This is a genomic window from Frigidibacter sp. MR17.14, from assembly GCF_037095735.1.
Lineage (GTDB): Bacteria > Pseudomonadota > Alphaproteobacteria > Rhodobacterales > Rhodobacteraceae > Frigidibacter.
In genome coordinates this window covers 66,708-88,791 of record NZ_JBAWKD010000009.1, presented here as the reverse complement: position 1 = coordinate 88,791, position 22,084 = coordinate 66,708, and the positions used below count along the sequence as shown (strand labels likewise).

Annotated in this window: 23 protein-coding genes; 13 read left to right on the top strand and 10 right to left on the bottom strand. The window is 68.5% G+C overall.

Features of this window, described 5'->3' with window-relative positions; genetic code table 11:
- Positions 1–24 precede the first annotated feature (24 nt).
- From V8J36_RS18360 to V8J36_RS18340, 5 genes are read left to right on the top strand one after another with little or no spacing between them, the layout of a single operon-like run.
- Positions 25–864 carry an ABC transporter permease gene (locus V8J36_RS18360; RefSeq protein ID WP_336468765.1) on the top strand — a complete coding sequence of 280 codons (840 nt, stop codon included), beginning with the start codon at positions 25–27 and terminating at the stop codon, positions 862–864.
- Positions 864–1,637 (top strand): ABC transporter permease, encoded by a 774-nt coding sequence (locus V8J36_RS18355; RefSeq protein WP_336468764.1) that lies wholly within the window; start codon positions 864–866, stop codon positions 1,635–1,637. The genes V8J36_RS18360 and V8J36_RS18355 overlap by 1 nt, the downstream gene beginning before the upstream one ends.
- Positions 1,630–2,637, top strand: a complete 1,008-nt coding sequence (locus V8J36_RS18350; protein WP_336468763.1) for an ABC transporter ATP-binding protein — start codon at positions 1,630–1,632, stop codon at positions 2,635–2,637. The genes V8J36_RS18355 and V8J36_RS18350 overlap by 8 nt, the downstream gene beginning before the upstream one ends.
- Entirely contained in the window at positions 2,630–3,565 is a 936-nt protein-coding gene (locus V8J36_RS18345) for a nucleoside hydrolase (RefSeq protein ID WP_336468762.1), read from the top strand. Before V8J36_RS18350 ends, V8J36_RS18345 begins: the two co-directional genes overlap by 8 nt.
- Before the next feature lie 5 nt (positions 3,566–3,570).
- Entirely contained in the window at positions 3,571–5,352 is a 1,782-nt protein-coding gene (locus tag V8J36_RS18340; RefSeq protein WP_336468761.1) for an adenine deaminase, read from the top strand.
- A 3-nt stretch (positions 5,353–5,355) separates the two neighbouring features.
- Here the strand turns inward: V8J36_RS18340 and V8J36_RS18335 are convergent, their stop codons facing one another.
- Positions 5,356–6,282, bottom strand: coding sequence for a LysR family transcriptional regulator (locus tag V8J36_RS18335; protein WP_336468760.1), 927 nt, complete (start codon positions 6,280–6,282; stop codon positions 5,356–5,358).
- A gap of 190 nt (positions 6,283–6,472) precedes the next feature.
- Between V8J36_RS18335 and V8J36_RS18330 the strand changes: the two genes are divergently transcribed.
- The 5 genes from V8J36_RS18330 to V8J36_RS18310 are packed head-to-tail and all read left to right on the top strand — an operon-like array spanning position 6,473 to position 11,063.
- Complete coding sequence (locus V8J36_RS18330; RefSeq protein ID WP_336468759.1) at positions 6,473–7,675, top strand: ABC transporter substrate-binding protein; 1,203 nt, start codon at positions 6,473–6,475, stop codon at positions 7,673–7,675.
- Positions 7,676–7,684: 9 nt separating this feature from the next.
- A complete protein-coding gene (locus V8J36_RS18325; protein WP_336468758.1) occupies positions 7,685–8,461 on the top strand; it encodes an ABC transporter ATP-binding protein in 777 nt (258 codons plus the stop codon).
- Positions 8,458–9,174 (top strand): ABC transporter ATP-binding protein, encoded by a 717-nt coding sequence (locus V8J36_RS18320; protein WP_442902509.1) that lies wholly within the window; start codon positions 8,458–8,460, stop codon positions 9,172–9,174. The genes V8J36_RS18325 and V8J36_RS18320 overlap by 4 nt, the downstream gene beginning before the upstream one ends.
- A gap of 1 nt (position 9,175) precedes the next feature.
- Positions 9,176–10,063, top strand: a complete 888-nt coding sequence (locus tag V8J36_RS18315; protein ID WP_336468757.1) for a branched-chain amino acid ABC transporter permease — start codon at positions 9,176–9,178, stop codon at positions 10,061–10,063.
- 1 nt (position 10,064) lies between these two features.
- Positions 10,065–11,063: a branched-chain amino acid ABC transporter permease gene (locus V8J36_RS18310; protein WP_336468756.1), complete on the top strand. Its 999-nt coding sequence runs from the start codon at positions 10,065–10,067 to the stop codon at positions 11,061–11,063.
- A gap of 195 nt (positions 11,064–11,258) precedes the next feature.
- Here V8J36_RS18310 and V8J36_RS18305 read toward each other — a convergent pair whose 3' ends face one another.
- Positions 11,259–11,501, bottom strand: a complete 243-nt coding sequence (locus tag V8J36_RS18305) for a hypothetical protein (protein WP_336468755.1) — start codon at positions 11,499–11,501, stop codon at positions 11,259–11,261.
- Positions 11,502–11,746: 245 nt separating this feature from the next.
- On the opposite strand from V8J36_RS18305, the gene mscL reads away from it, so the two are divergent.
- Together mscL and V8J36_RS18295 are read left to right on the top strand one after the other, a co-directional pair.
- A complete protein-coding gene (mscL, locus tag V8J36_RS18300; RefSeq protein ID WP_336468754.1) occupies positions 11,747–12,190 on the top strand; it encodes a large conductance mechanosensitive channel protein MscL in 444 nt (147 codons plus the stop codon).
- An 83-nt stretch (positions 12,191–12,273) separates the two neighbouring features.
- Positions 12,274–12,732 (top strand): Lrp/AsnC family transcriptional regulator, encoded by a 459-nt coding sequence (locus V8J36_RS18295; protein ID WP_336468753.1) that lies wholly within the window; start codon positions 12,274–12,276, stop codon positions 12,730–12,732.
- Between the two features lies 1 nt (position 12,733).
- On the opposite strand, the gene V8J36_RS18290 is transcribed toward V8J36_RS18295, so the two are convergent.
- The 3 genes from V8J36_RS18290 to V8J36_RS18280 are packed head-to-tail and all read right to left on the bottom strand — an operon-like array spanning position 12,734 to position 15,161.
- Positions 12,734–13,390, bottom strand: a complete 657-nt coding sequence (locus V8J36_RS18290; protein ID WP_336468752.1) for an HAD family hydrolase — start codon at positions 13,388–13,390, stop codon at positions 12,734–12,736.
- Positions 13,390–13,959 (bottom strand): 16S rRNA (guanine(966)-N(2))-methyltransferase RsmD, encoded by a 570-nt coding sequence (gene rsmD, locus V8J36_RS18285; RefSeq protein ID WP_336468751.1) that lies wholly within the window; start codon positions 13,957–13,959, stop codon positions 13,390–13,392. The genes V8J36_RS18290 and rsmD overlap by 1 nt, the downstream gene beginning before the upstream one ends.
- Complete coding sequence (locus V8J36_RS18280) at positions 13,956–15,161, bottom strand: NAD(P)/FAD-dependent oxidoreductase (RefSeq protein ID WP_336468750.1); 1,206 nt, start codon at positions 15,159–15,161, stop codon at positions 13,956–13,958. The genes rsmD and V8J36_RS18280 overlap by 4 nt, the downstream gene beginning before the upstream one ends.
- A gap of 95 nt (positions 15,162–15,256) precedes the next feature.
- On the opposite strand from V8J36_RS18280, the gene V8J36_RS18275 reads away from it, so the two are divergent.
- A complete protein-coding gene (locus tag V8J36_RS18275) occupies positions 15,257–15,745 on the top strand; it encodes a peroxiredoxin (RefSeq protein WP_336468749.1) in 489 nt (162 codons plus the stop codon).
- A gap of 40 nt (positions 15,746–15,785) precedes the next feature.
- Here V8J36_RS18275 and V8J36_RS18270 read toward each other — a convergent pair whose 3' ends face one another.
- The 5 genes from V8J36_RS18270 to V8J36_RS18250 form a co-directional block, all read right to left on the bottom strand.
- Complete coding sequence (locus V8J36_RS18270; protein WP_336468748.1) at positions 15,786–16,655, bottom strand: mechanosensitive ion channel family protein; 870 nt, start codon at positions 16,653–16,655, stop codon at positions 15,786–15,788.
- A gap of 542 nt (positions 16,656–17,197) precedes the next feature.
- Positions 17,198–18,277, bottom strand: coding sequence for a flagellar basal body P-ring protein FlgI (locus V8J36_RS18265; protein WP_336468811.1), 1,080 nt, complete (start codon positions 18,275–18,277; stop codon positions 17,198–17,200).
- A gap of 23 nt (positions 18,278–18,300) precedes the next feature.
- Positions 18,301–19,308: a flagellin gene (locus tag V8J36_RS18260; protein ID WP_336468747.1), complete on the bottom strand. Its 1,008-nt coding sequence runs from the start codon at positions 19,306–19,308 to the stop codon at positions 18,301–18,303.
- A 1-nt stretch (position 19,309) separates the two neighbouring features.
- Positions 19,310–20,764, bottom strand: coding sequence for a flagellar hook-associated protein FlgK (gene flgK / locus V8J36_RS18255; protein ID WP_336468746.1), 1,455 nt, complete (start codon positions 20,762–20,764; stop codon positions 19,310–19,312).
- A 12-nt stretch (positions 20,765–20,776) separates the two neighbouring features.
- Positions 20,777–22,081, bottom strand: coding sequence for a flagellar hook protein FlgE (locus V8J36_RS18250; protein ID WP_336468745.1), 1,305 nt, complete (start codon positions 22,079–22,081; stop codon positions 20,777–20,779).
- Positions 22,082–22,084 lie beyond the last annotated feature (3 nt).

Here is a 22,084-nt window from a genome sequence, read left to right as displayed (position 1 = left end):
GCCGCCGCCCCACCCGGAGTTCCGATGTTCCAGAACCGCCGTCTCGGCCTTCTTCTTCTTGCCCCCGCGACCATCTTCGTCGCGCTGGGCTTCATCGTGCCGGTCCTGATCCTGCTGTCGGGCGCCTTCCGCGCCGAGGGCGGCTGGACGCTGGGCCACTACCTCGAGTTCTTCGCCCAGCCGCTGAACCGCGAGGTGTTCCTGCGCACCTTCCGGCTGGGGCTGATCGTCACCGCCGTCTCGGCGGTCGTCGGCTATGGCGTGGCGATGGCGGTGGTCGAGGCGGGGCCGAAGTCGAAGGGGCGGCTGGTGGCGCTGCTGGTGCTGCCGCTGATGATCTCGCCGGTGGCGCGGACCTATGCCTGGCTGGTGATCCTCGGGCGCACCGGCTTCGTGAACGTGTTCCTGACCGACATCGGCCTGATCGACAGCCCGCTGCGGCTGCTGTTCACCGAAACCGCGGTCTTCATCGGGCTGATCCAGCTGTTCTTCCCGCTGATGGTGCTGCCGCTGATCTCGTCGCTGGAGAACCTGCCGCGCGACGTGATCCCGGCCGCGCGCGTGCTGGGGGCAAGCTGGCCTGCAGTCTTCTTCAAGGTGGTGCTGCCCCTGACCAAGGAAGGCCTCGTCGTCGGCGGCACGCTGGTCTTCGTGGGCTCGCTGACCGCTTACGTCACCCCCGCGATCCTCGGCGGCTCGAAGGTGCTGATGCTTGAAACGCTGCTTTACCAGCGGGTCTCGGTCGCCAATGACTTCGCCTCCGCGGCGGTGATCGCCGTCATCCTCATCGTCATGTCGGTCGCAACCAACGTGCTTCTGAAACGGCTGGCCTCGGTCCGGCGCAGCAAGGCGGAGGCGAAGTGATGCGCAGCGCGGGTCATCTGCTTCTGGCGCTGGTGCTGGTCTTCCTGATCGGTCCCTTCGTCATCATCTGCATCGCCGGCCTCTCGGGCGGCGAGACGCTGGCCTTCCCGCCCGAGGGCCTGTCCCTGCGCTGGGTCGCGAAGGTCTTCACCGTCGACAGCTTCCGCGCGGCCTTCTGGCTGTCGATCACGCTGGCGCTGGGCTCGACCGCGGTGGCGCTGGCTCTGGGCATCCCGGCGGCCTATGCGCTGGAACGCTACAATCCGCCCGGGGCCGAGGTGGTGCGCAACATCGTCACCGCGCCGATCGTGGTGCCGGGGATCATCGTCGGCCTCGCGCTCTTGCGTCATCTGGTGATCCCGCTCGGCATCCCGGTGCCGGTCGCGCTCGTCATTGGCCATACCGCGCTGCTGATCCCCTACGCGGTCCGCGTCGTGTCGGGCAGCCTCGTGAACCTGCGCCCCGATATCGAGGAGGCGGCGGTGATGCTGGGCGCGAGCCGTCTGCAGGCCTTCTTCAAGGTCGTGCTGCCCAACATCCGCGCCGGCATCATGGCTGCCTTCATCATCGGCTTCATCACCTCGTTCAATCAGGTGCCGGTGTCGCTGTTCCTGACCGGGCCGGGCGTCACCACCCTGCCGATCGACATGATGTTCTACATGGAATTCAACTACGACCCCTCGGTCGCCGCGCTGTCGGGCCTGCTGGCCCTGATGTCGCTGGGCGTCGTGATGGTGGCCGAGAAACTGCTGGGGCTGTCCCGCTATGTCTGACTTTCTGACCCTCGACAAACTCACCCTCGGCTATGGCGCCACCATCGCCGTCGACAGCCTCGACTTCGCGATGAAGCCGGGCGAGCTAGTGGCGCTGCTTGGCCCCTCGGGCTGCGGCAAGACCACCACCATGCGCGCCATCGCCGGGTTGATGACGCCGGTTTCGGGCCGGATCGTGCTGGACGGGCGCGACGTGACGCGGGTGCCTGCCAACAAGCGCGGGGTGGGGCTGGTCTTCCAGTCCTACGCGCTCTTCCCGCATCTGACGGTGTTCGAGAACGTGGCCTTCGGGCTGCGGCTGGCCAAGGTGCCGGCCCAGCAGGTGAAGGCGCGGGTCGATGCGGCGCTGGCCTCGGTCGGGCTGTCGCATCTGGCCGACCGCCAGCCCAAGGCGCTGTCGGGCGGCCAGCAGCAGCGGGTGGCGCTGGCGCGCTCGATCGTGGTCGAGCCGAAGCTCTTGCTGCTGGACGAGCCGCTGTCGAACCTCGACGCCCGGCTGCGGCTGGAAATGCGCTCGGAACTGTCGCGGCTGCAACGCGAGCTGGGCATCGCGATGATCTACGTCACCCATGACCAGGCCGAGGCGCTGGCGCTGGCCGACCGGATCATCGTCATGCGCGAGGGGAGGATCGAGCAGGCGGGAACGCCGGAAGAGATCTACGAGCGTCCCGTCTCGGCCTTCGTGGCGAATTTCATCGGCTTCGAAAACTGCTTCGCGCTGAAGGACGGCAAGCTGAAGGGCGTGGCCGCCCCGGGCTTCGACACCGGCACGGCGAAGGGGCTGGCCTGGCGGCCGAACGCGGTGCGGCTGGGAACCGGCGCGCATCGCGGCACCGTCGCCGGGGCCAGCTATCTGGGGCAGGTGGTCGAATACCTGCTGGCGACGCCGCTTGGCGACATCAAGGCCGAGGCGCCGGCCGCCGATCCGCGCCACGCCATCGGGGCCGAGATCGCCTTCGACCTGCCGCAAGCTGGCGCGGTGGTGCTGCATCGTGACTGACCTCGATTTCGTGACCGACCTCGGCCCGGTCTGGATCGACACCGACATGGGCTTCGACGACCTCGCCGCGATCCTGATGGTGCTGGCGCATCGCGAGGTCGCGGGCCTGTCGCTGGTCGCGGGCAACACGCCCCTGCCGCAGGTCGCCCGCAACGCCTGCGCCGCCGCCGAGTGCTTCGGCTGGACGATGCCGATCCACACCGGCGCCGCGGTGCCGCTGTCGGGCGAGCTGGTGACGGCCGATTACGTGCTGGGCGCCGATGGGATGCCCGGCACCGGGCGCAAGCTGCCCGAGCCGACGACGCGCGCGGAATCCGGCGGGGTCGAGGCGCTGATCGCCTTCCTCGACGCCGGCGGGCAAGAGGTTCTGGCGCTGGGCCCGCTGACCAACCTTGCCCGCGCGATCGAGGCGCGCCCCGATCATGCCGGGCTGCGGCTGGTGTGGATGGGCGGCTCGGCGGGGGCGGGCAATCACACCACCGCGGCCGAGTTCAACGCCGCCGTCGATCCCGAGGCGCTGGCGCTGCTGATCGCCGCCGGGGTCGAGGTCGAGATGGTCGATCTGGTCTGCTGCCGGCAGGTCACGGTGACGCTCGACGACGTCACGCCCCTGCGCGCGATCCCGGGCGAGCGGGCCGCGATCCTTGCCGATCTGCTGGAAGGCTATGTGCGCATCGCCGACGATGGCCAGCGGCCGATGGCGCTTTACGACCCTGTCGCGGCGGCGGTTCTGGCGGCCCCGGGTTCGGTGACCTTCACCCCTGCGCGGCTGGACATGGAGCTGAAGGGCAGCCTCACCCGCGGCATGACCCTTGTCGAATGGCGCGCGCGCAAGGCCGCCCCGAATGCGCTGGTTTCGACCGGGGCCGACGCGCCGCGCATCCGCGCGCTGATGACCGAGGCGCTGATCCGCGCCGCCCAAGGATGAAGATCATGGCAGAACCGCAGGACCTGAACGCGCCCGAGCTGCGCGACCGCGCCGTCGCCGCCGCACTGGGCCGCGCGCCCTTCGACGTGCTGCTGACCGGCGGGCGGGTCATCGACACCGCCACCAGCGAGATCCGCGAGGCCGACGTGGGCCTTGTCGGCCCGCTGATCGCCTCGGTCCATCCGCGCGGCAGCCGCTCGGACGCGGGGCAGGTGATCGCGCTCGAGGGCGCGCTGGTCGCGCCGGGGCTGATCGACATGCACATGCACATCGAAAGCTCGATGACCACGCCGCGCCGCTATGCCGAGGTGGTGGTGCCGCAGGGCACGACGACCGTGGTCTGGGACCCGCACGAGGTGGGCAATGTCGCGGGCCTGCCGGGCGTGGAATGGGCGATCGCGGCCGCGAAGGACCTGCCGCTGCGCGTTCTGACCCTTGCGCCCTCCTGCGTTCCTTCCGCCCCGGGGATCGAGACCGCGGGGGCCGAGTTCAACGCCCCCGAGATGGCCGAGATGCTAGCCTGGGACGGCATCCACGGCGTGGCCGAGGTCATGGACATGCGCGGCGTGCTGAACCGGTCCGAAAAGATGCGCGGCATCGTCGATGCGGGGCTGGCCTCGGGCAAGCTGGTCTGCGGCCACGGACGCGGGCTGGAAGGGGCAGAGGTGCAGGGCTTCGCCGCCGCGGGCATCGGCTCGGACCACGAGATCACCTCTGGCGAGGACCTGCTGGAAAAGCTGCGCGCGGGTTTCACGATCGAGCTGCGCGGCTCGCACGACTATGTCCTGCCGGGCGCGGTCGCGGCGATCTCGGGCCTGCCGCACATGCCGCAGACGCTGACGCTGTGCACCGATGACGTCTTCCCGGACGATCTGGTGACCGAGGGCGGGATGATCGACGTGATCCGCCGTCTGGTCCGCTACGGTCTGCCGCCGGTCGACGCGATCCGGGCCGCGACGCTGAATGCGGCGATGCGGCTGGGGCGCGAGGATCTGGGCCGCGTCGCGCCCGGGCGCCGCGCCGACCTGATCGTGCTGGGCGATTTCGAGCGGTTCGCGGTCGAGCATGTCTTCGTCTCGGGCCGCGAGGTCGCGCGCAGCGGTCACCTGCTGGGCGGCGAGCCCGGCCAGCCCGCCGCGGCCTTCACCGACACGGTGAAGCTTGCGCCGCTGTCGCCCGAGGATTTCCTGCTGCGCGCGCCCGATGCCACGGTCGAACGGGTCGAGATCAACACCGTCTTCCGCCCGCGCTTCACCGAGTGGCGCCGGCTCGAGGTGGCGGTGCGCGAGGGGCTGCTGGACCTGCCCGAGGACAAGCTGATCATGGCGGTGATCCACCGCCACGGCCGCCGCGATGCCCGCCCGAGCCTTGGCGTGCTGGACGACTGGGGCAGCTGGACCGGGGCGATCGCCACTACCATCGCCCATGACAGTCACAACCTTTGCGTCTTCGGCCGCGACCCCGCCGACATGGCGGCCGCGGCCAATGCGCTGATCGGCTGCGGCGGTGGCATGGCGGTGGCGCGCGGGGCCAAGGTGACGGCGCTGCTGCCGCTGCCGGTCTGCGGCCTGCTGTCGGACGAGCCCGCGACCGAGACCGCGCTGGCGCTGGCCCGGCTGCGCGATGCCGCGGCAGAGGTCGCCGACTGGCTGCCGCCGCTCCGCAGCTTCAAGGCGCTGACCGGGGCGAGCCTTGCCTGCAACCCCGGCCCGCGGGTGACGGACATGGGGCTGGGCGACGGCGCGACGGGCGAGCTGCGCGGGGTGTTCGACCTGCGCCCGGCGTAGGCCTCAGCGCTCGGGCAGCAGATGCCCGGGCGCCAGCGCGCGGATCTCGGCGGTGATCCAGTCCATCACCGCCCGCTCGCGCGGGATCGGGCGCACGTCGCGGTGGCAGGTCATCCAGTAGCTGCGGCGGATCTCCAGCTCTTCCGGCAGGACCGCCACCAGTTCCGGGTGCCGCGCGGCGATGAAATGCGGCAGCACGCAAAGCCCTTCGCCCAGCCGCGTCGCCGCCAGCTGGTTGAAGATCGACGAGCTTTTCACCTCGGCCCGCAGGCCCGAATGCAGCTCGCCCAGATAGTCGAGCCCGGGTGCGAAGATCAGCTCTTCGATATAGCCGATGAAGCGGTGCGACGGCAGGTCGGCGCGGCCCGTCACCGGCGGGTGGCTGTCGAGATAGCCCCGCGTGCCATAGACCTGCAGCGTGTAGTCGCTGATCTTCTCCGAGACATAGGGCGTGGCCTTCGGCGGATCGAGCGTCACCGTCAGATCCGCCTCGCGCCGCGACAGCGACATCACCTGCGGCAGGGTGATGAGTTCCAGCAGGATGTTCGGAAAACGCCGCCCGAAGGCGGGCAGCAGCCGGTTGCAGAAAAGGCTCGCGAATCCCTCGGGCGCGGCCAGCCGCAGCACGCCGCGGGTGCCGGTCGCGGTGCCCGACAGCTCGGCCTGCATGCGTTCCGCCTCGACCTCCATCCGCTCGGCGGTCGCGACCAGCCGTCGGCCATGGGCCGTCAGCGCGTAGCCGCGGGGGTTGCGCTCGAAGAGCCGCAGCGACAGCGCCGCTTCCAGCCGGTCGACACGTCGCGAGACGGTCACATGGCTGGTGCGCAGCTGGCGCGCGGCGCGGCTGAGCTGCCCGGTGCGGGCCAGTGCCAGGAAATACTGCAGGTCGTCCCAGTCCAGCCGCACCGTTTCCTCACACGTCCTGTTCAAAATCGTTCAGATCTGGCCGCGAAATAACGTTACGGACCGGGTTGTGTCAAAGCGGGAATCCGGTGATCGTTCTGTCATCTCGGCGGGAAGAGGAGCCCGTCTGGACGTTTTTGAACAACAGACGGCGCGCGCCCGGAATTTTCCGGGTCGGTTCCGCATGCCCGCGCGGCCGTCGGGGAGGGAGGATTTCATGCGCAAGTTCCTGATGTCCGCGACCGCGCTGGCGGCGCTGGCGACGCCCGCGCTGGCCGATCTGAGCGATGGCAAGGTGAAGATCGGCATCCTGAATGACCAGTCCGGGGTCTATGCCGACTTCGGCGGCAAGTATTCCTACGAGGCCGCGAAGATGGCGGTCGAGGATTTCGGCGGCACGGTGCTGGGCCAGCCGGTCGAGGTCGTGACCGCCGACCACCAGAACAAGGCCGACATCGCCTCGAACATCGCGCGCCAGTGGTACGATACCGAGCAGGTCGACACGATCATGGAGCTGACCTCGTCCTCGGTCGGCCTTGCCGTGCAGGCGCTGTCGAAGGACGCCAAGAAGATCACCATCAACACCGGCGCCGCGACCACGGAACTGACCGGCAAGCAATGCTCGCCCTACGGCTTCCACTGGGCCTATGACACCCATGCCCTCGCCGTCGGGACCGGTGGCGCGCTGGTGAAGGAAGGCGGTGACAGCTGGTACTTCCTGACCGCCGACTACGCCTTCGGCTATTCGCTGGAAGAGAACACCGGCAATGTCGTGAAAGAGAACGGTGGCACCGTGGTCGGCTCGGTCCGCCACCCGCTGGCGACCACCGACTTCTCGTCCTTCCTGCTGCAGGCCCAGGCCTCGGGCGCCAAGGTCGTCGGCCTCGCGAACGCCGGCATGGACACCCAGAACGCGATCAAGCAGGCCGCCGAGTTCGGCATCACCCAGGGCGGGCAGAGCCTTGCCGCGCTGCTGTTCACGCTGGCCGAGGTGCATGGCATCGGGCTCGAAGCCGCGCAGGGCCTGACCCTGACCGAAAGCTTCTACTGGAACCGCACGCCCGAGACCGCCGAGTTCGGCCGCCGCTTCAAGGAGCGGACCGGGGCGATGCCGAACATGATCCATGCCGGAACCTATTCGGCGGTGCTGTCCTACCTGAAGGCGGTCGAGGCCGCGGGCACCGACGACTCCGATGCCGTCGCCGCCAAGCTGCACGAGCTGCCGGTGAAGGACGTCTTCGCGGAAGACGCCCATGTCGGCGCCAACGGCCGCCTGATCAAGGACGTCTACCTGATGCGGGTGAAGAAGCCGGCCGACAGCAAGGAGGACTACGACTATTACGACGTCCTCGCGACGATCCCGGGCGACCAGGCCTTCATGGACCCGGCCAAGTCCGGCTGTCCGCTGGTCAGCCAGTAAGGCGCGCGGATGCTGGATCTGGGCCATGGCTCGGCCGAGCCGCGGGTGGTGTTGTCCGCCCGCGGCCTCGGCAAGGATTTCGCCGGCTTCACCGCCGTGAATGGCGTCGATCTCGACGTGGCCCATGCCCGGATCCACGCGCTGATCGGGCCGAACGGGGCGGGCAAGACCACCGTCTTCAACCTGCTCACCAAGTTCCTGCAGCCCAGCCGCGGCACGATCACGCTGAAGGGCGAGGACATCACCCGGATGCGCCCCGACAAGGTGGCGCGGATGGGGCTGGTCCGCAGCTTCCAGATCTCGGCCGTGTTCCCGCATCTGACGGTGCTGGAAAACGTCCGGGTCGCACTGCAACGGCCGTCGGGGCTGGCCACGCAGTTCTGGCGCCCGCTGTCGGCGCTGGACCGGCTGAACCCGCGGGCCGATGCGCTGATCGCGCAACTGGGCCTGAAACGCTATCGCGACACCCGCGCCGCGGATCTGAGCTATGGCCGCAAGCGCGTGCTGGAGATCGCGACGACGCTCGCGCTCGAGCCCGACGTGCTGCTGCTGGACGAACCGATGGCGGGCATGGGGCAGGAGGACGTGGCGATGGTCGCCGACATCATCCGCGACGTCGCCACCACCCGCGCGGTGCTGATGGTCGAGCACAACCTGCACGTCGTCTCGGACATCGCGCACGAGGTCACGGTGCTGCAGCGGGGCGAGATCCTGGCCCGCGGCGACTATGCCACCGTGTCGAACGATCCGCAGGTGCGCACCGCCTACATGGGAAGCGAGGCATGAGGGACATGACCACCACCGCGCTCCTGTCGGTCGAGGGCCTGCACGGCTGGTACGGCGAAAGCCACGTGCTGCACGGGGTCGACCTGCAGGTGAACGAGGGCGAGACGATCTGCATCCTCGGCCGCAACGGCATGGGCAAGACCACGACCCTGCGCGCGATCATGGGCATCCTGAAGCGCCGCGAGGGCACGATCCGCTTTGCAGGGCAGAGCATGATCGGCCTGCCGCTGCACCGCTCGGCCCGCGCGGGGCTGGGCTTCGTGCCCGAGGAACGCGGCATCTTCTCGTCTCTGTCGGTCGAAGAAAATCTGATGCTGCCGCCGAAGGTCGCCGAGGGCGGCATGTCGGTGGCCGAGATCTACGACCTGTTTCCGAACCTTGCGGAACGCCGCAATTCGCAGGGCACCAAGCTGTCGGGGGGCGAGCAGCAGATGCTGGCCATGGCGCGGATCCTGCGCACCGGCGCGCGCTGCCTGCTGCTGGACGAGCCGACCGAGGGCCTTGCCCCGGTGATCATCCAGCGCATCGGCGAGGTGCTGGCGGAACTGAAGAAACGCGGCATGACCGTGGTGCTGGTCGAGCAGAACTTCCGCTTCGCCGCCCGCGTCGCCGACCGTTTCTACCTGATGGACCATGGCCGCATGACCGCCGAGTTCCCGGTGGCCCAGCTGCCGGACCGGATGGAGATGCTCAACCGAGAACTGGGGGTCTGAGATGACCATGATCTTCGGCATCCCGATGGTCGCGCTGATGGGCCAGTTGCTGGTCGGGCTGATCAACGGCTCGTTCTACGCGCTGCTGTCGCTGGGCCTAGCGGTGATCTTCGGCCTTCTGCGCGTCATCAACTTCGCGCATGGCGCGCAATACATGGTCGGCGCCTTCGCAGCACTTCTGCTGCTGAAGATGGGCGGCGTCGGCTACTGGTGGGCGGTGATCCTTGCCCCGGTGATCGTCGGGCTGCTGTCGGCGGTGGTCGAGCGCACGATGCTGCGCCGCCTTTACGACCTAGACCCGCTCTACGGGCTTCTCTTCACCTTCGGCCTCGCGCTGACGGTCGAGGGGATCTTCCGCTACTACTTCGGCGCCTCGGGCCAGCCCTATTCGCCGCCGAAGGAACTGGCGGGGGCGGTGAACCTCGGCTTCATGTTCCTGCCGATCTACCGCGGCTGGGTGGTGATCGCCTCGCTCGTCGTCTGCCTGGCCGTCTGGTTCCTGATCGAGAAGACCAAGCTCGGCGCCTATCTGCGCGCCGCGACCGAGAATCCGATCCTGGTGCAAAGTTTCGGCGTCAACGTGCCCCTGCTGCTCACCGGGACCTATGCGCTTGGCGCGGGGCTTGCGGCCTTCGCGGGGGTGCTGGCGGCGCCGGTCTACCAGGTCTCGCCGCTGATGGGCTCGAACCTGATCATCATCGTCTTCGCGGTGGTGGTGGTGGGCGGCATGGGCTCGATCATGGGGGCGATCGTCACCGGCTATCTCCTGGGCATCGCCGAGGGCCTGACCAAGGTCTTCTACCCCGAGGCCTCGAACATCGTGATCTTCGTCATCATGGCGGTGGTGCTGATCCTGCGGCCCGCGGGCCTCTTCGGCAAGGAGGCGTGAGATGAGCGCGAAATCCGAAAGCCACGCCGCGCCCGCTGAACCCACGCTGCCGCAGGCCGCCACCATCCGCGCCGCGGCGCTGGTGGCGATCCTCGCCTTCCTGATGGTCGCGCCGTTCCTGTTCTATCCGATCTTCCTGATGAAGCTGCTGTGCTTCGCGCTCTTCGCCTCGGCCTTCAACCTGCTTCTGGGCTACACCGGGTTCCTGAGCTTCGGCCATGCGGCCTTCTTCGGGGGCGCCGCCTATGTCTCGGCCCATGCGGTCAAGGAATGGGGCGTCACCCCGGAAGTCGGCATCCTGCTGGGCGTGGCCTTCGCCGCGGCGCTGGGGCTGGTCATGGGCCTGATCGCGATCCGCCGCACCGGCATCTACTTCGCGATGATCACCTTGGCCCTCAGCCAGATGTTCTTCTTCTTCTGCCTTCAGGCGCCATTCACCCACGGCGAGGACGGCTTGCAGGGCGTGCCGCGCGGCCATCTCTTCGGGGTGATCGACCTGTCGTCGCAGACCAACATGTATTTCTTCGTGCTGGCGGTGTTCCTGCTGGGCGTCGGCATCGTGTGGCGCTTCGTGAATTCGCCCTTCGGGATGATCCTGAAGTCGATCCGCGAGAACGAGGCGCGGGCGGTCTCGCTGGGCTATTCGGTGGCCGGCTACAAGCTGGGTGCCTTCGTGATGTCGGCGGCGCTGGCGGGGCTGGCCGGCGGCACCAAGGCGCTGGTCTTCCAGTTCGCCACGCTCACCGATGTCGCCTGGCAGATGTCGGGCGAGGTGATCCTGATGACGCTGCTGGGCGGCATCGGCACGCTGATCGGCCCGGTGGTCGGCGCGGGGCTGGTGGTCACGCTGCAGAACTATCTGGCCACCTCGGACTTTCCGGTGACGATCATCACCGGCGTTGTGTTCATGGTCTGCGTGCTGCTGTTCCGTCGCGGCCTGATCGGGGAGTTCTACGCCTCGCGCCTTGGCCGGCGGCTGGGCTTCCGACCCGAGCGCTGAGCCTTCCTGCGATCAGGGAACGCGCCGCCTCCCGGCGCGTTTTCCCTGCAGGCGCGGCCCGCATGTCAACCGGGCGCGACGGTATGGAGAACAGGGCGGTTTTCCCGGTTTCCCGCCTTGGCCGACGAAATGGCAGCCGAGCTCCTTCCCCGTCTGCGGCCCCGCCCCGCCCCGTCTGCGGCCCGGCCTCGGCGCTCAGGCCTTGCGCCGGCGCGGCGACAGGAAACTTTCGCCCTCGTCGGTGACATACTCGCCGCTGCCGCCGCGCGCGATCACCCGCAGCGACACCAGATCGGTGATCGCCTCGGCGTAATCGGCGCTGCGGATGCCGGTGCCGATGAAATGCTCCATGGCATCGATCGACTCCTCGGCCGAGCGGGCTCCACGCGCGATCAGATAGCGCACGATCTCCAGCCGCAATCTCTTCCGTTCAGGCAACGTGCCGCCTCCTGCGCGGGCAGGGCGCACCGCATGACTGGTAAATCTTGGACCAAATGCTCAATTTTCGCAACCCGAGGCTGTCGCACGCCGCGAATTGCGATAGCTGCGCGAGCGGAGTTGCCGCAGCTAACGGGCGGAAAATATGAAAAGAAGCGGTGACTTTGCCGCAAAGTGCTACAATCTGTTTGCGGCAGCGCGCCAGGTGCGCCTTTCTCCGGCTGCCGGAACCGAAGGGGACAGTCATGATTAAGGAATTCCGTGCCTTTATTTCGCGCGGCAACGTTCTCGACCTCGCGGTCGGGATCATCATCGGCGCGGCCTTCACCGCGATCGTGAACTCGATGGTGCAGGATCTGATCAATCCGATCATCGGCCTGATCATCGGCGGGATCGACTTCACCAACCTCTATGTCGTGCTTTCAGGCAACGTGCCGGAGGGTGCCGGCCTGCAGACGGCCAAGGATTCGGGCGCGGCGGTCTTCGCCTATGGCTCGTTCATCATGGCGGTCATCAACTTCCTGATCATCGCCTTCGTGGTCTTCATGCTGGTCAAGGCGGTGAACAAGGCCAAAGAGATGGCGGTCGAGAAGGGCGAGGCGCCGGCGGAATCCGCGCCCAAGGGCCCGACGCAGGAACAGCTGCTGGCCGAGATCCGCGACCTGCTGAAGACCCGTCCGACGGTCTGACGGCGAAATCCGCTGGCGTCGGGGGCACGACTGGCGCATATCTTCGAGCCTGTTCGCCATTTCTCGAAGAAGCTTGCGCCATCATGGATCTCGACGCCACGGATCGCCGCATCCTCACCGTCCTGCAACGTCAGGGACGGATCACCAATGCCGAGCTGGCCGAACAGGTGAACCTTTCGGCCTCGGCCTGCCATCGCCGCGTGCAGCGGCTCGAGGCGGAGGGCTATATCGACGCCTATGTCGCGCTGCTGAACGCGCGCAGGCTCGACCGGCCGACGACGGTCTTCGTCGAGATCACCCTGTCGGGGCAGGCGGACGAGGTGCTCGAAGCGTTCGAGCGCGAGGTGCGCCGGGTGCCGGACGTGCTGGAATGCCACCTGATGGCGGGCTCGGCCGATTACCTGTTGAAGGTGGTCGCCCGCGACACCGAGGATTTCGCCCGCATCCACCGCCAGCAGCTGGCCCGGCTGCCGGGGGTGGCGCAGATGCATTCGTCCTTCTCGCTGCGCACGGTGCAGCAGACGACCGCGATCCCGGTCTGACCTACAGTCCCAGCAGCGCCGGCAGCTCGTCCATCCGGTCAAAGACCCGCGCGCCCTCGGCCGTCAGGCGCCGCGCGGCGCCGGCATGGCCAGCGGCATGCCCGAAGCAGTCCATCTGCGCCGCCGCGGCCGCCCGGGCCCCAGTCGCGCTGTCCTCGACCACCGCGGCACGGTCCGGGCTGACCCCCAGCGCGGCCGCCGCGTGCAGGTAAAGATCGGGCGCGGGCTTCGGCGCGCCCAGCTCCTGCCCGGAATAGACATGCGCCCCGAAGCGCGCGCGCAGGGCCGGGTGCTGGCCCAGCGTGATCTCCATCTTGCGCAGCGACCCGTTCGAGCCGATGGCGTAGCGGATCCCGGCCGCATCCAGCCGGTCGAGCAACGCCTCGACCCCCGCCACCAGCGCCGTGCCCTCGGCCAGCCGCGCATAGAGCCGGGCGTAGAAGTCGTCGGGCCAGCCGTCGGGCAGCGGCACGCCCATGCCGCGGGCGCGCTCGAAGACGCCGGGAATGGTGCCGCCGATGAACGTCTCTTCGATCTCTTCGTCCGAGAGCGTCACGCCATGGGCGCGGAAATCGGCGATCAGCAGCTCGAAGGCGGCCGGTTCGCTGTCGACGATCACGCCGTCGCAGTCGAAAAGCACCGCGTCATATCTGGGCATCAGGTCCGGTCCGGGGCAGAGAGAAGGGTCACGACGGTATCGCCGTACTTGCGTTGGTCGAGAAGGTCAAAGCCTTCGGGTGGGGCAGGGGGGGCGCCTTCCTCCCAGACGACCAGCGCGCCGGGGGCCAGCCAGCCGCCCTCGATGCACGAGGCCAGCGCCCGCTCTCCCAGCCCCTTGCCATAAGGCGGGTCGAGGAACACCAGCCCATAGGCCGGGCCGCGGTTCGGCCCCATCCGGGTCGCGTCGCGACGCCAGACATCGGTGGTGCCCATCGCGCGCATCAGCTCGATGTTGCGGCGCAGAAGCGCGCGCGCGGCGGTGCCGTCATCGACGAAGGCCACCCGCGCCGCGCCGCGCGACAGCGCCTCGAGCCCCAGCGCCCCGGTGCCCGCGAAGAGGTCGAGCACCCGCGCCCCGGTGATCGGATCGCCGTAGCCGCCGTTGACGACGAGGTTGAAGATCGACTCGCGCACCCGGTCTGTCGTCGGGCGCAGATGTGCCGCCGGATCGCCCGCGCCCACCTCGGCCAGCTTCAGGCCCCGCCGCTCGCCGCCGATGATCCTCACAGCAGTCCTTTCAGGTCGAAGGCCGGATCGGCGACCTGCGCGGGGTCGGCGCTGCGGCCGGCCTCGATCAGGCGCTTGCCGACCATGTAGGCGCGCGGCTCGTTGGCGGCATCGACCGCGATCAGGCGCCCGTCCGCGTAATACCAGAACGAGACGCCCGCGGCGCCCGGCCGCGTCACCACCCGGTCGTGGCCGGTGTTGAGCCCCGCGATCTGCAGCTTCACGTCATACTGGTCCGACCAGAACCAGGGCTTCGGCAGATAGGGCTGCGGCGCGCCGATCATGTTCGCCGCGACCTGCTCGGCCATGTCGATGGCATTGCCGACGCTTTCCAGCCTGATCCGCGCGCCACCGGCAAGGAAACTCGCGCAGTCGCCCGCCGCCCAGATCGCCGGGTCCGAGGTCTGCCCGGTTTCGTCGCAGGCGATGCCGTTGTCGATCGCCAGCCCCGCGGCCTCGGCCAGGGTCACGTCCGGCGCGATCCCGATCCCGAGGATCACCAGATCGGCCGCGATCTCCGTCCCGTCCGCCAGCCGCACGCCGGTCACCTCGGTCTCGCCCAGAAGCCGCTCGATCGGTGTCGCCTCGCGGATCTCGACCCCGTGGCGGACATGCAGGTCGCGGAACCAGGCCGCGGTCTCGGCGCTGGCGACCCGGCCGAGGATCCGCGGCGCGGCCTCGATCAGCGTCACCCGCAGCCCCAGCTTCGCAGCCACCGCGGCCGCCTCCAGCCCGATGTAGCCGCCGCCGACGATCACCACCCGCGCCCCCGACCGCATCGCCGGGGCCATCGCATCGACATCGGCCAGCGTGCGCACCGTGAAGACCTTGCCCAGCGCGCCGCCGATCGCCGCAGGCAGTCCCCGGGCCCGCGCCCCGGTCGCGATCAGCAACCTGTCATAGGGCACGCCTTCTGCGCCGATCCGCACGCAGCGCGCCGCCCGGTCGATCGCGGTGGCCGGCTGGCCCAGCCGCAGGGTGATGTCGTTCTCGGCCCAGAATGCCTCGGCGCGCAGGGTCAGCCGCTCCAGCGGCATCTCGCCCAGCAGATAGGCCTTGGACAGCGGCGGGCGCTGATAGGGGGCGACGGGCTCGTCGCCGATCAGCGTCAGCGGGCCGCGGTGGCCCAGCGCGCGCAGTTTCGCCGCGGCCGAGGCTGCGGCCTGTCCGGCCCCGAGGATGACGATCGACGCGTCCATCATGCTGTCCTTCCTTGGCCATCCATGCAGGCTGGCCACGATCCCGGCCGGAGCCTATAACCGCCCTGACGTCGAAGACAACGCGAAGGGAGCGCCAGATGACGATTTCCGTGGGCAGCAAGCTGCCGGGGGCCACGCTGCTGAAAGTCGGGGAAAAAGGGGTCGAAACGGTCGACCTCGGCGCGCTGCTGGCGGGCCGCAAGGTGGTGATCTTCGCACTGCCCGGGGCCTACACCGATGTCTGCACCACCGCCCATGTCCCCAGCTTCATCCGCACCAAGGCGGGCTTCGAGGCCAAGGGCGTCGACGCGATCGTCTGCCTTTCGGTCAACGACCCCTTCGTGCTGAAGGCCTGGACCGACGCGACCGGCGCAGGTGCCGCGGGGATCGAGACGCTGGCCGATGCCGAGGGCGCCTTCACCCGCGCCGTGGGCATGGAATTCACCGCGCCGCCGGTGGGGCTGATCGGCCGCTCGAAGCGCTACGCGATGCTGGTCGAGGACGGCGTGGTCAAGGTTCTGCATGCCGAGGACAGCCCCGGCACCTGCGAGATCTCGGGCGGCGAAGCGCTTCTGGCCGAAATCTGATCTCCGCGCCCTCCCCGCCTGTGCGGGGAGGGCGGACCTTTCACGAGACGCGCGGCGTCTCGACCGCCCCGTCGGGCTCGCGTTCGTAGAACACGGTCTGGCTGGGGAACGGGATCTCGATGCCGTTGGCGTCGAACTCCTCCTTGATCCGCTGGATCATGTCGCACTGCATGCCCCACCAGTCCGCCCGGTTCGCCCAGACCCGATAGGCGAAATCGACCGAGCTGTCGTTGAGCGCCTTCACCTTGATGAAGGGGGCCGGTTCCTTCAGCGCCCGCGGATCGGACTCGGCGATCCCCTCGAGGATGCGCTGCGCCGCGCGAAGGTCGGACCGGTACGAGATGCCGACGGTCAGGTCGGTCATCCGCGTCGGGTTCGACGAGAAGTTCTTGATCGGCTTCGACCAGACGTCGCTGTTCGGGATGATGATCTGCAGACCGTCGAAAGTCGCGAGCTCGGTGTAGAACAGGGCGATCTCGCGCACGGTGCCGGACTGGCCGCCTGCCTCGATGAAGTCGCCGACGCGGAACGGGCGGAACATCACGATCATCACCCCCGCGGCCAGGTTCGACAGCGTCCCCTGCAGCGCGAGCCCGACGGCGAGGCCGGCGGCACCGATCAGCGCGACCAGCGAGGTGGTCTGGATCCCGAACCGGTTCAGCACGAAGATCGCGGCCATCGCCAGGATCATGTATTTGAGCAGGTTTCCGAGGAAGCCGAACAGCGTGGCATCGACGCGCGGATACCGGCGGGCGATGGCCGCGACCCGACCCTTGGCCCAGCCCGACACGATCATCGCGACGATGATGATGACGAAGGCGTAGACGACGTTGAGCGCGAGGGCGATCAGTGTCGCGATACGATCGTCTGTGACGAAGTTGTGCCAGTTCCAGTTGGTCAGATCCATCATCTCTCCTTTCCGGCCTGTGGGGGCGCGCTGGATGTCCATCCTCCTGCCTTGGGCCTAGCACGCGTACCGACGAGTTCAACCCGCACCGCCCGGCGTCGGCCGGTGCCTGCCGGTGCCCCGAGGGCGTCGCGTGCGAGGGGGCGCGGTGGAGCGCCCCTTGGCGCCTTGAGGCGACCTTGTCGCTTAGCGGTGTCACTGCAGTGCCTGCAGTCTGCAACCGGGGGGCGTCAGCGGTGGCGATATGTGGCGACTGAGAGATGCCCCGTTGCGGGTGGCGTAACGCGGCATCGATTTCAGCGCGTCAGGACGAAGACCGAGGGAAAGGGTCCCGCGCGGGTTGCATCTGTCGGGGATGATCGGCTGGTGATCGTGGCGAGGCGCGTGCGTCCACGGTCCGATGTGGCGCGGTGCATGTCCGAAGCGTCGGCGGTTCGCCATGGCAAGCAGGCGCGCGGGAGGCCGTTCCACAGGCTGCGGCAATCTTGCCGGTTCCTGCCGTAGTGGCCCGCGCAGAGCTTGCCGGCCCGCGCGGTGATCTCGGCTCAGTTCACGATGAACTCTGCGTGAAGCGCGCCGGCGGCGTGGATGGTCTTGAGAATGTCGATCATGTCGCGCGGGCTGACGCCAAGCGCATTCAGCCCGGCGACGACATCGGTCAGTGAACTGGACCCGGCGATCTCGGCCATGCGGATGCCGGGCTCCTCGGTGAGGTCGGCGCCGCTGCGGGGCACGACGACGGTTTCCCCTTGCGAGAACGGATTCGGCTGGACCACGATCGGGGCTTCCTCGACGCGGAGGGTAAGATTGCCCTGGCTGACCGCGACGCGGCTGACCCGGACATCCGCGCCCATCACGATCGTCCCCGACCGCTGGTCGATGACGACGCGCGCGCGGGTCTCGGGTTCGATCTGCAAGGCCTCGATCCGCGACAGCACCTGCGCCGGGCTGCCAGAGCGCGCGGCCGCGATGTTCATGGCCACCGTCCCCGGATCTGTCATCTCGGCCACGCCGCGCCCGAATTCGCGGTTGATGATGGCGGCGATCCGGTCGGCGGTGGTGAAGTCGGGGTCGCGCAGGGCAAGGCGGACCGCGGACAGGCTCGAGAGTTCGAAGGAGACCTCGCGCTCGACCCGCGCCCCGGCAGGGATGGTCCCCGAGGTCGGGACCCCCTGCACCACGGAGGCGGCGGCACCTTGCGCCGCGGCGCCTCCGGCAAGGACCGTGCCCTGGGCGACGGCATAGATCTGGCCGTCCGCGGCGTTCAGCGGCGTCATGATCAGTGTGCCGCCCAGCAGGCTGGTCGCGTCGCCGATGGCCGAGACGGTGACGTCGATCCGTCCCCCGGCCCGGGCAAAGGGCGGCAGGGCGGCGGTGACCATCACTGCCGCCACGTTCCGCGGCCGAAACTGCTCTCCGGCGATGTTCACCCCCAGCCGTTCCAGAATGCTGGCCATGATCTCTTCGGTGAAGGGCGCGTTGCGGATGCCGTCGCCGGTTCCGTTCAGGCCGACAATCAGGCCGTAGCCGACAAGGTCGTTGCCGCGGACGCCGTCGATCTCGACGAGGTCCTTGATCCGGATCGGTGCCGCCAAGGCGAGCGACGGCAGCAGCAGCGCCAGCATCACGAGAAGACCGACGGCGGATCTCACAGGTAGTTCACCAGCTTCATCTGCGTGACCCGGGCCGTCAGCGTGTAGAGCGCTTCGAGCTGGCCCTGCACGGCGACCACCTCGGTCGCGGCATCGGCAGTGTCGACGCCGATCAGCTTCTCGCGTGCCAGTGACATGGCGGTGGTATTGGCGCGGGTCCGCGTCGCCACGTCCTCGATCGTTTGTTCGCTGCGACCCAACTGGCTGCGCAGGGCCGCGATGCTGTCCGTCGTCCCGATCAGTCGGGTCGAGGCCTGATGGAGCATGTCCGCCGCCTGCACCGTCGGCTCCAGGCTGTCGTCGCCGGCCAGGCTGGCGATCGCCAGGCCGGCGAGCACGCTGCGGAAGGCATCGTTGGTCGCGGTCATCCCGAAGCTGACCGACTCGTTCTCCGACAGGCGATGGGTCGTGACCGGGCCGGCATCGCCCTGATAGAAGTCGACAAAGCCGCCATCCCCGGCCGGGGCCGCAAACCAGTCGTCGACCGCCGCGGCGACATCGCCGGCCGTGGTCAGGCCGCTGGTTGCGGCGCGCAGTGCCGAAAGCATCGCGTCGGCGCCGGGCAGGGGCTTCTGGTCGCTGCGCTGACCCGAAAGCAGGTAGCCTTCGCCGACGCGAACATTCAGGGCCGCGATCGCCGTGTCGAGCCCCTGCCGCGCGACGATGCTCTGGGTCTTGACCGCGCTCGGCATGGCGAGTTCGGCGGTGCCCGCAAGATCGGTGCCGAGGGCCGTCGTGAAGTCCGACAGCACGCCGAGGCTGGACTGCAGCGCGTCGCCTTCGGCCGCCGCGACGTCTGAGGCGCGAAGGTAAACCTGCGACCGCCGCTCGTTGCGCTCGATGCCGGCGAGAAGCGTCAGGTTGCCGCCCAGTCGCGCAGAGATGTCGTGGGACCGTCCCGTCGACATCTCGGTCGAACTCTGGGCCAGACGCTGGCGCAGCTGCGCATTGTTCGTGCGGAATTGCAGGGCTTTGGCGAGGTCGCCGATCGACGCGAAGCTCATCTCAGATCTCCATCAGGCGGGTCAGCAGGTCGTCCAGCGTCTGGATCACCTTGGCATTGGCGGCATAGGCCTGCTGGACGACCAGCAGCGTCTGGATTTCCTGATCGGTATCGACCCCGTCGCGCGCCAGCGTCTGCTGTGCGGCGGTCAGGCGGGCCGTGCTCGCCGCGCTGCGATCCTCGGCCGCAAGCCGGTCCTGCGCGATCTGCGATAGCAGGTCGGCAGCCAGGCCCTGTGTCGACTTCTGCGCCCCGAGATAGCTTCCGGACACCGGCACCCGTGCCTCGCGCAAGCGGTCGCTCATCGCTTCCAGAAGCGTGCTGTTGCCCGGTGCGCCGGCACTGATCGCCCCGAGCCCGTCACGCAGATGCCAGGCCTGGCCACCGGCCGCCAGGTCCACTGCAGCGTTCAGCCGCATCCGGCCGGCGAGGCCGACTTCGTTGGCGGGATCGAAGGCGGCCCCGCCGTCGGTGAACAGGCCCGCGTCACCCGTCGACAGCGTCGTGTCGAGCGTGGGGTCCTGGAAACGCTCGACCAGATCACGGGCCAATGCATCGATCTGGCGCTGCATGGCGGGGGCGGTCTCGTCCCGCAGTTGGAACAACGCCTGCAGCGAGCCGCCGGCAAAGGCCTCGTCGGCCTGGGCGGAATAGGACCGGTCGCCGATCGTCAGTCCGGACAGGGCTCCGCCCGCGACACTGCTTTCGGGATCTATCACCCCGACCGGTGAGAACTCGATCTTGACCGGCTTTCCCTCGAGCAGCATCGCGCCGCCCTCGGTGTAAAGCGCGATGGTGCCGCCCTGCCGGTCCAACTCGCGCACCGGCACGATGGCCGAAATGCGGTCGACCAGCACCTGGCGCTGGTCGATCAGGCCCGAGACGTCGTCGCTGCGCAGCCGCAGCTTCACGATCTCGCGGTTGAGCGCGTCGATGCTGGCCAGAGAATCGTTGAGCACGCGCACCTGCGACGCGATCTGGTTGTCCGCGGCAAGGCGTTCGGACTGGATCGCATCCGAGATTTCGTTGAACCGGTCCGACACGGCCGCGGCACTATCCGAGAGCGCCCGCAGATAGGCGTCGCTCGACGGCTCGTTCATCGCCGCGACCAGCGCCGCATCGAACCCGTCGAGCCGCCCCGACAGCGAATCCGCCGCATCCGGCAGGCCGAAGACCTGTTCCATCCGCAGCCCGAAGCTGCTGATCAGTGTGTCACGGGCCGAGGCGGAACTGGCGGTGCGGCTGGTCGACAGCGCGACCTTGTCCTGCACCCGGACCACGCCGTCGATCTTCACCCCCGCGGCGGCGCCGCTGATCAGCCGCGACGAGATCATCAGCTCGCGCTTGGCGTAACCGGGCGTCAGCGCGTTCGAGACGTTGTTCGACACGACCTCGGCGGCGCGCGCCGTCGCCGTCAGGCCGGAGACCGCGTTGGAAAGGGCAGTGCCGAGGCTCATGGTTCACTCCGCTCAGCGCTTGATGTTGGTGGTTTCCTGCAGCATCTCGTCGACGGTCTGGATGACCTTGGCATTCGACGAATAGGCGCGCTGCGTCTGGATCAGCGAGGTCAGTTCAGCCGCCACGTCGGTGGTCGAGCCTTCGCGCGCGTAGCCGACGACATCGCCGGTCGGGCCGTCGCCGGCATCCCAGAGCGTGAACGAGCCGCTGTCCGGCGAGACCTGGAAGGTCTGGTTGTTCAGCGCCTTCAACCCGTTGGGATTGGGCACGTCGACCAGCGGCACCTGATAGATCCGCCGGGTGAAGCCGGTATCATAGGTTGCGGTGATGAAGCCGTTCTCGTCGATCTCGACATCGGTCAGGTTGCCGACGGGCGAGCCGTCCTTGGTGATCGAGGTCGGCGTGAAACTGTCCGACAGCTGGGTCAGGCCGTTGGTGTCGCCGATCTTGCCGATCGTCATCGCCAGCGGCCCGCCGGCCACCGCCAGGTCGAGGATCCCGGTGCTGGCATCATAGGCGCCGCCCGAGACCACGGTCACGCTCGCCAGCGTCCCCCCCGCGCCGCGGCTGTCGTCGAAGACCAGCACATATTCCCCTATCAACGCCCCGCCCGAGGCAGAATCGTAAATCCGCATCGTCCATTCATTCGACTCGCCGGACAGCGGCACCGTCGGTTCGAATTCAACATCCAGCGATTCCGAGGTGCCGAGGTTGCCGAAATATTCCGTCGACATCACCCGCACCTCGCCGCTTTCGCCGGCGCGGGTCTCGGTCGCCGGCAGGTTCACTGCCAGCGTCATCTGCGTCGTCGGATCGCCTGCGGTCTGGTTGGTGTTGATCACGATCGGCACCAGCCCGGTCTGGGTGCCGCGCGGATAGACCGGGATCGAACCGTCGGCATTCGCCGCCCATCCCAGAAGGACAAGACCCGAATCCGTGCGCAGAACGCCGGAGGCATCGGTGTGGAACGAGCCCGTCGTCGTCATCTTCATCGGTTCGCTCGAGACCGAGCTGAGCGCGCTGTAGGTCGTCACCGGCAGCATCCCGCGCCCCGAGATCGCGATGTCGAGCGCGTTCGAGGTCGCCACCAGCGCGCCGCGGGCATCGATCGCGCGGCTGGTCAGCGGCCGCGTGCCGCCGGCGAAATAGACCCCGGCGCCGCTGTTCCCGCTGAGCACCAGCGCGTTGAACTCGGTTTCGGCCCGCTTGTAGCCATAGGTCCCGGAGTTCGCGATGTTGTCGGAGATCGTCGCCAGCTTGGTCGCGTTCGCGGCCAGGCCAGAGACGGCGGAATTCAGCGAGGAGGAGATCGACATGCG

Bases quoted from the DNA above. Each gene is read 5' to 3' on its own strand.
- V8J36_RS18280 (WP_336468750.1), bottom strand. From the start codon at position 15,161: ATGATGGACGCGTCGATCGTCATCCTCGGGGCCGGACAGGCCGCAGCC.
- V8J36_RS18315 (WP_336468757.1), top strand. From the start codon at position 9,176: ATGACCATGATCTTCGGCATCCCGATGGTCGCGCTGATGGGCCAGTTG.
- V8J36_RS18310 (WP_336468756.1), top strand. From the start codon at position 10,065: ATGAGCGCGAAATCCGAAAGCCACGCCGCGCCCGCTGAACCCACGCTG.
- V8J36_RS18295 (WP_336468753.1), top strand. From the start codon at position 12,274: ATGGATCTCGACGCCACGGATCGCCGCATCCTCACCGTCCTGCAACGT.
- V8J36_RS18360 (WP_336468765.1), top strand. From the start codon at position 25: ATGTTCCAGAACCGCCGTCTCGGCCTTCTTCTTCTTGCCCCCGCGACC.
- V8J36_RS18290 (WP_336468752.1), bottom strand. From the start codon at position 13,390: ATGCCCAGATATGACGCGGTGCTTTTCGACTGCGACGGCGTGATCGTC.
- V8J36_RS18340 (WP_336468761.1), top strand. From the start codon at position 3,571: ATGGCAGAACCGCAGGACCTGAACGCGCCCGAGCTGCGCGACCGCGCC.
- mscL (WP_336468754.1), top strand. From the start codon at position 11,747: ATGATTAAGGAATTCCGTGCCTTTATTTCGCGCGGCAACGTTCTCGAC.
- V8J36_RS18350 (WP_336468763.1), top strand. From the start codon at position 1,630: ATGTCTGACTTTCTGACCCTCGACAAACTCACCCTCGGCTATGGCGCC.
- V8J36_RS18320 (WP_442902509.1), top strand. From the start codon at position 8,458: ATGAGGGACATGACCACCACCGCGCTCCTGTCGGTCGAGGGCCTGCAC.
- V8J36_RS18325 (WP_336468758.1), top strand. From the start codon at position 7,685: ATGCTGGATCTGGGCCATGGCTCGGCCGAGCCGCGGGTGGTGTTGTCC.
- V8J36_RS18355 (WP_336468764.1), top strand. From the start codon at position 864: ATGCGCAGCGCGGGTCATCTGCTTCTGGCGCTGGTGCTGGTCTTCCTG.
- V8J36_RS18270 (WP_336468748.1), bottom strand. From the start codon at position 16,655: ATGATGGATCTGACCAACTGGAACTGGCACAACTTCGTCACAGACGAT.
- flgK (WP_336468746.1), bottom strand. From the start codon at position 20,764: ATGAGCCTCGGCACTGCCCTTTCCAACGCGGTCTCCGGCCTGACGGCG.
- V8J36_RS18265 (WP_336468811.1), bottom strand. From the start codon at position 18,277: ATGCTGGCGCTGCTGCTGCCGTCGCTCGCCTTGGCGGCACCGATCCGG.
- V8J36_RS18260 (WP_336468747.1), bottom strand. From the start codon at position 19,308: ATGAGCTTCGCGTCGATCGGCGACCTCGCCAAAGCCCTGCAATTCCGC.
- V8J36_RS18250 (WP_336468745.1), bottom strand. From the start codon at position 22,081: ATGTCGATCTCCTCCTCGCTGAATTCCGCCGTCTCTGGCCTGGCCGCG.
- V8J36_RS18330 (WP_336468759.1), top strand. From the start codon at position 6,473: ATGCGCAAGTTCCTGATGTCCGCGACCGCGCTGGCGGCGCTGGCGACG.
- V8J36_RS18275 (WP_336468749.1), top strand. From the start codon at position 15,257: ATGACGATTTCCGTGGGCAGCAAGCTGCCGGGGGCCACGCTGCTGAAA.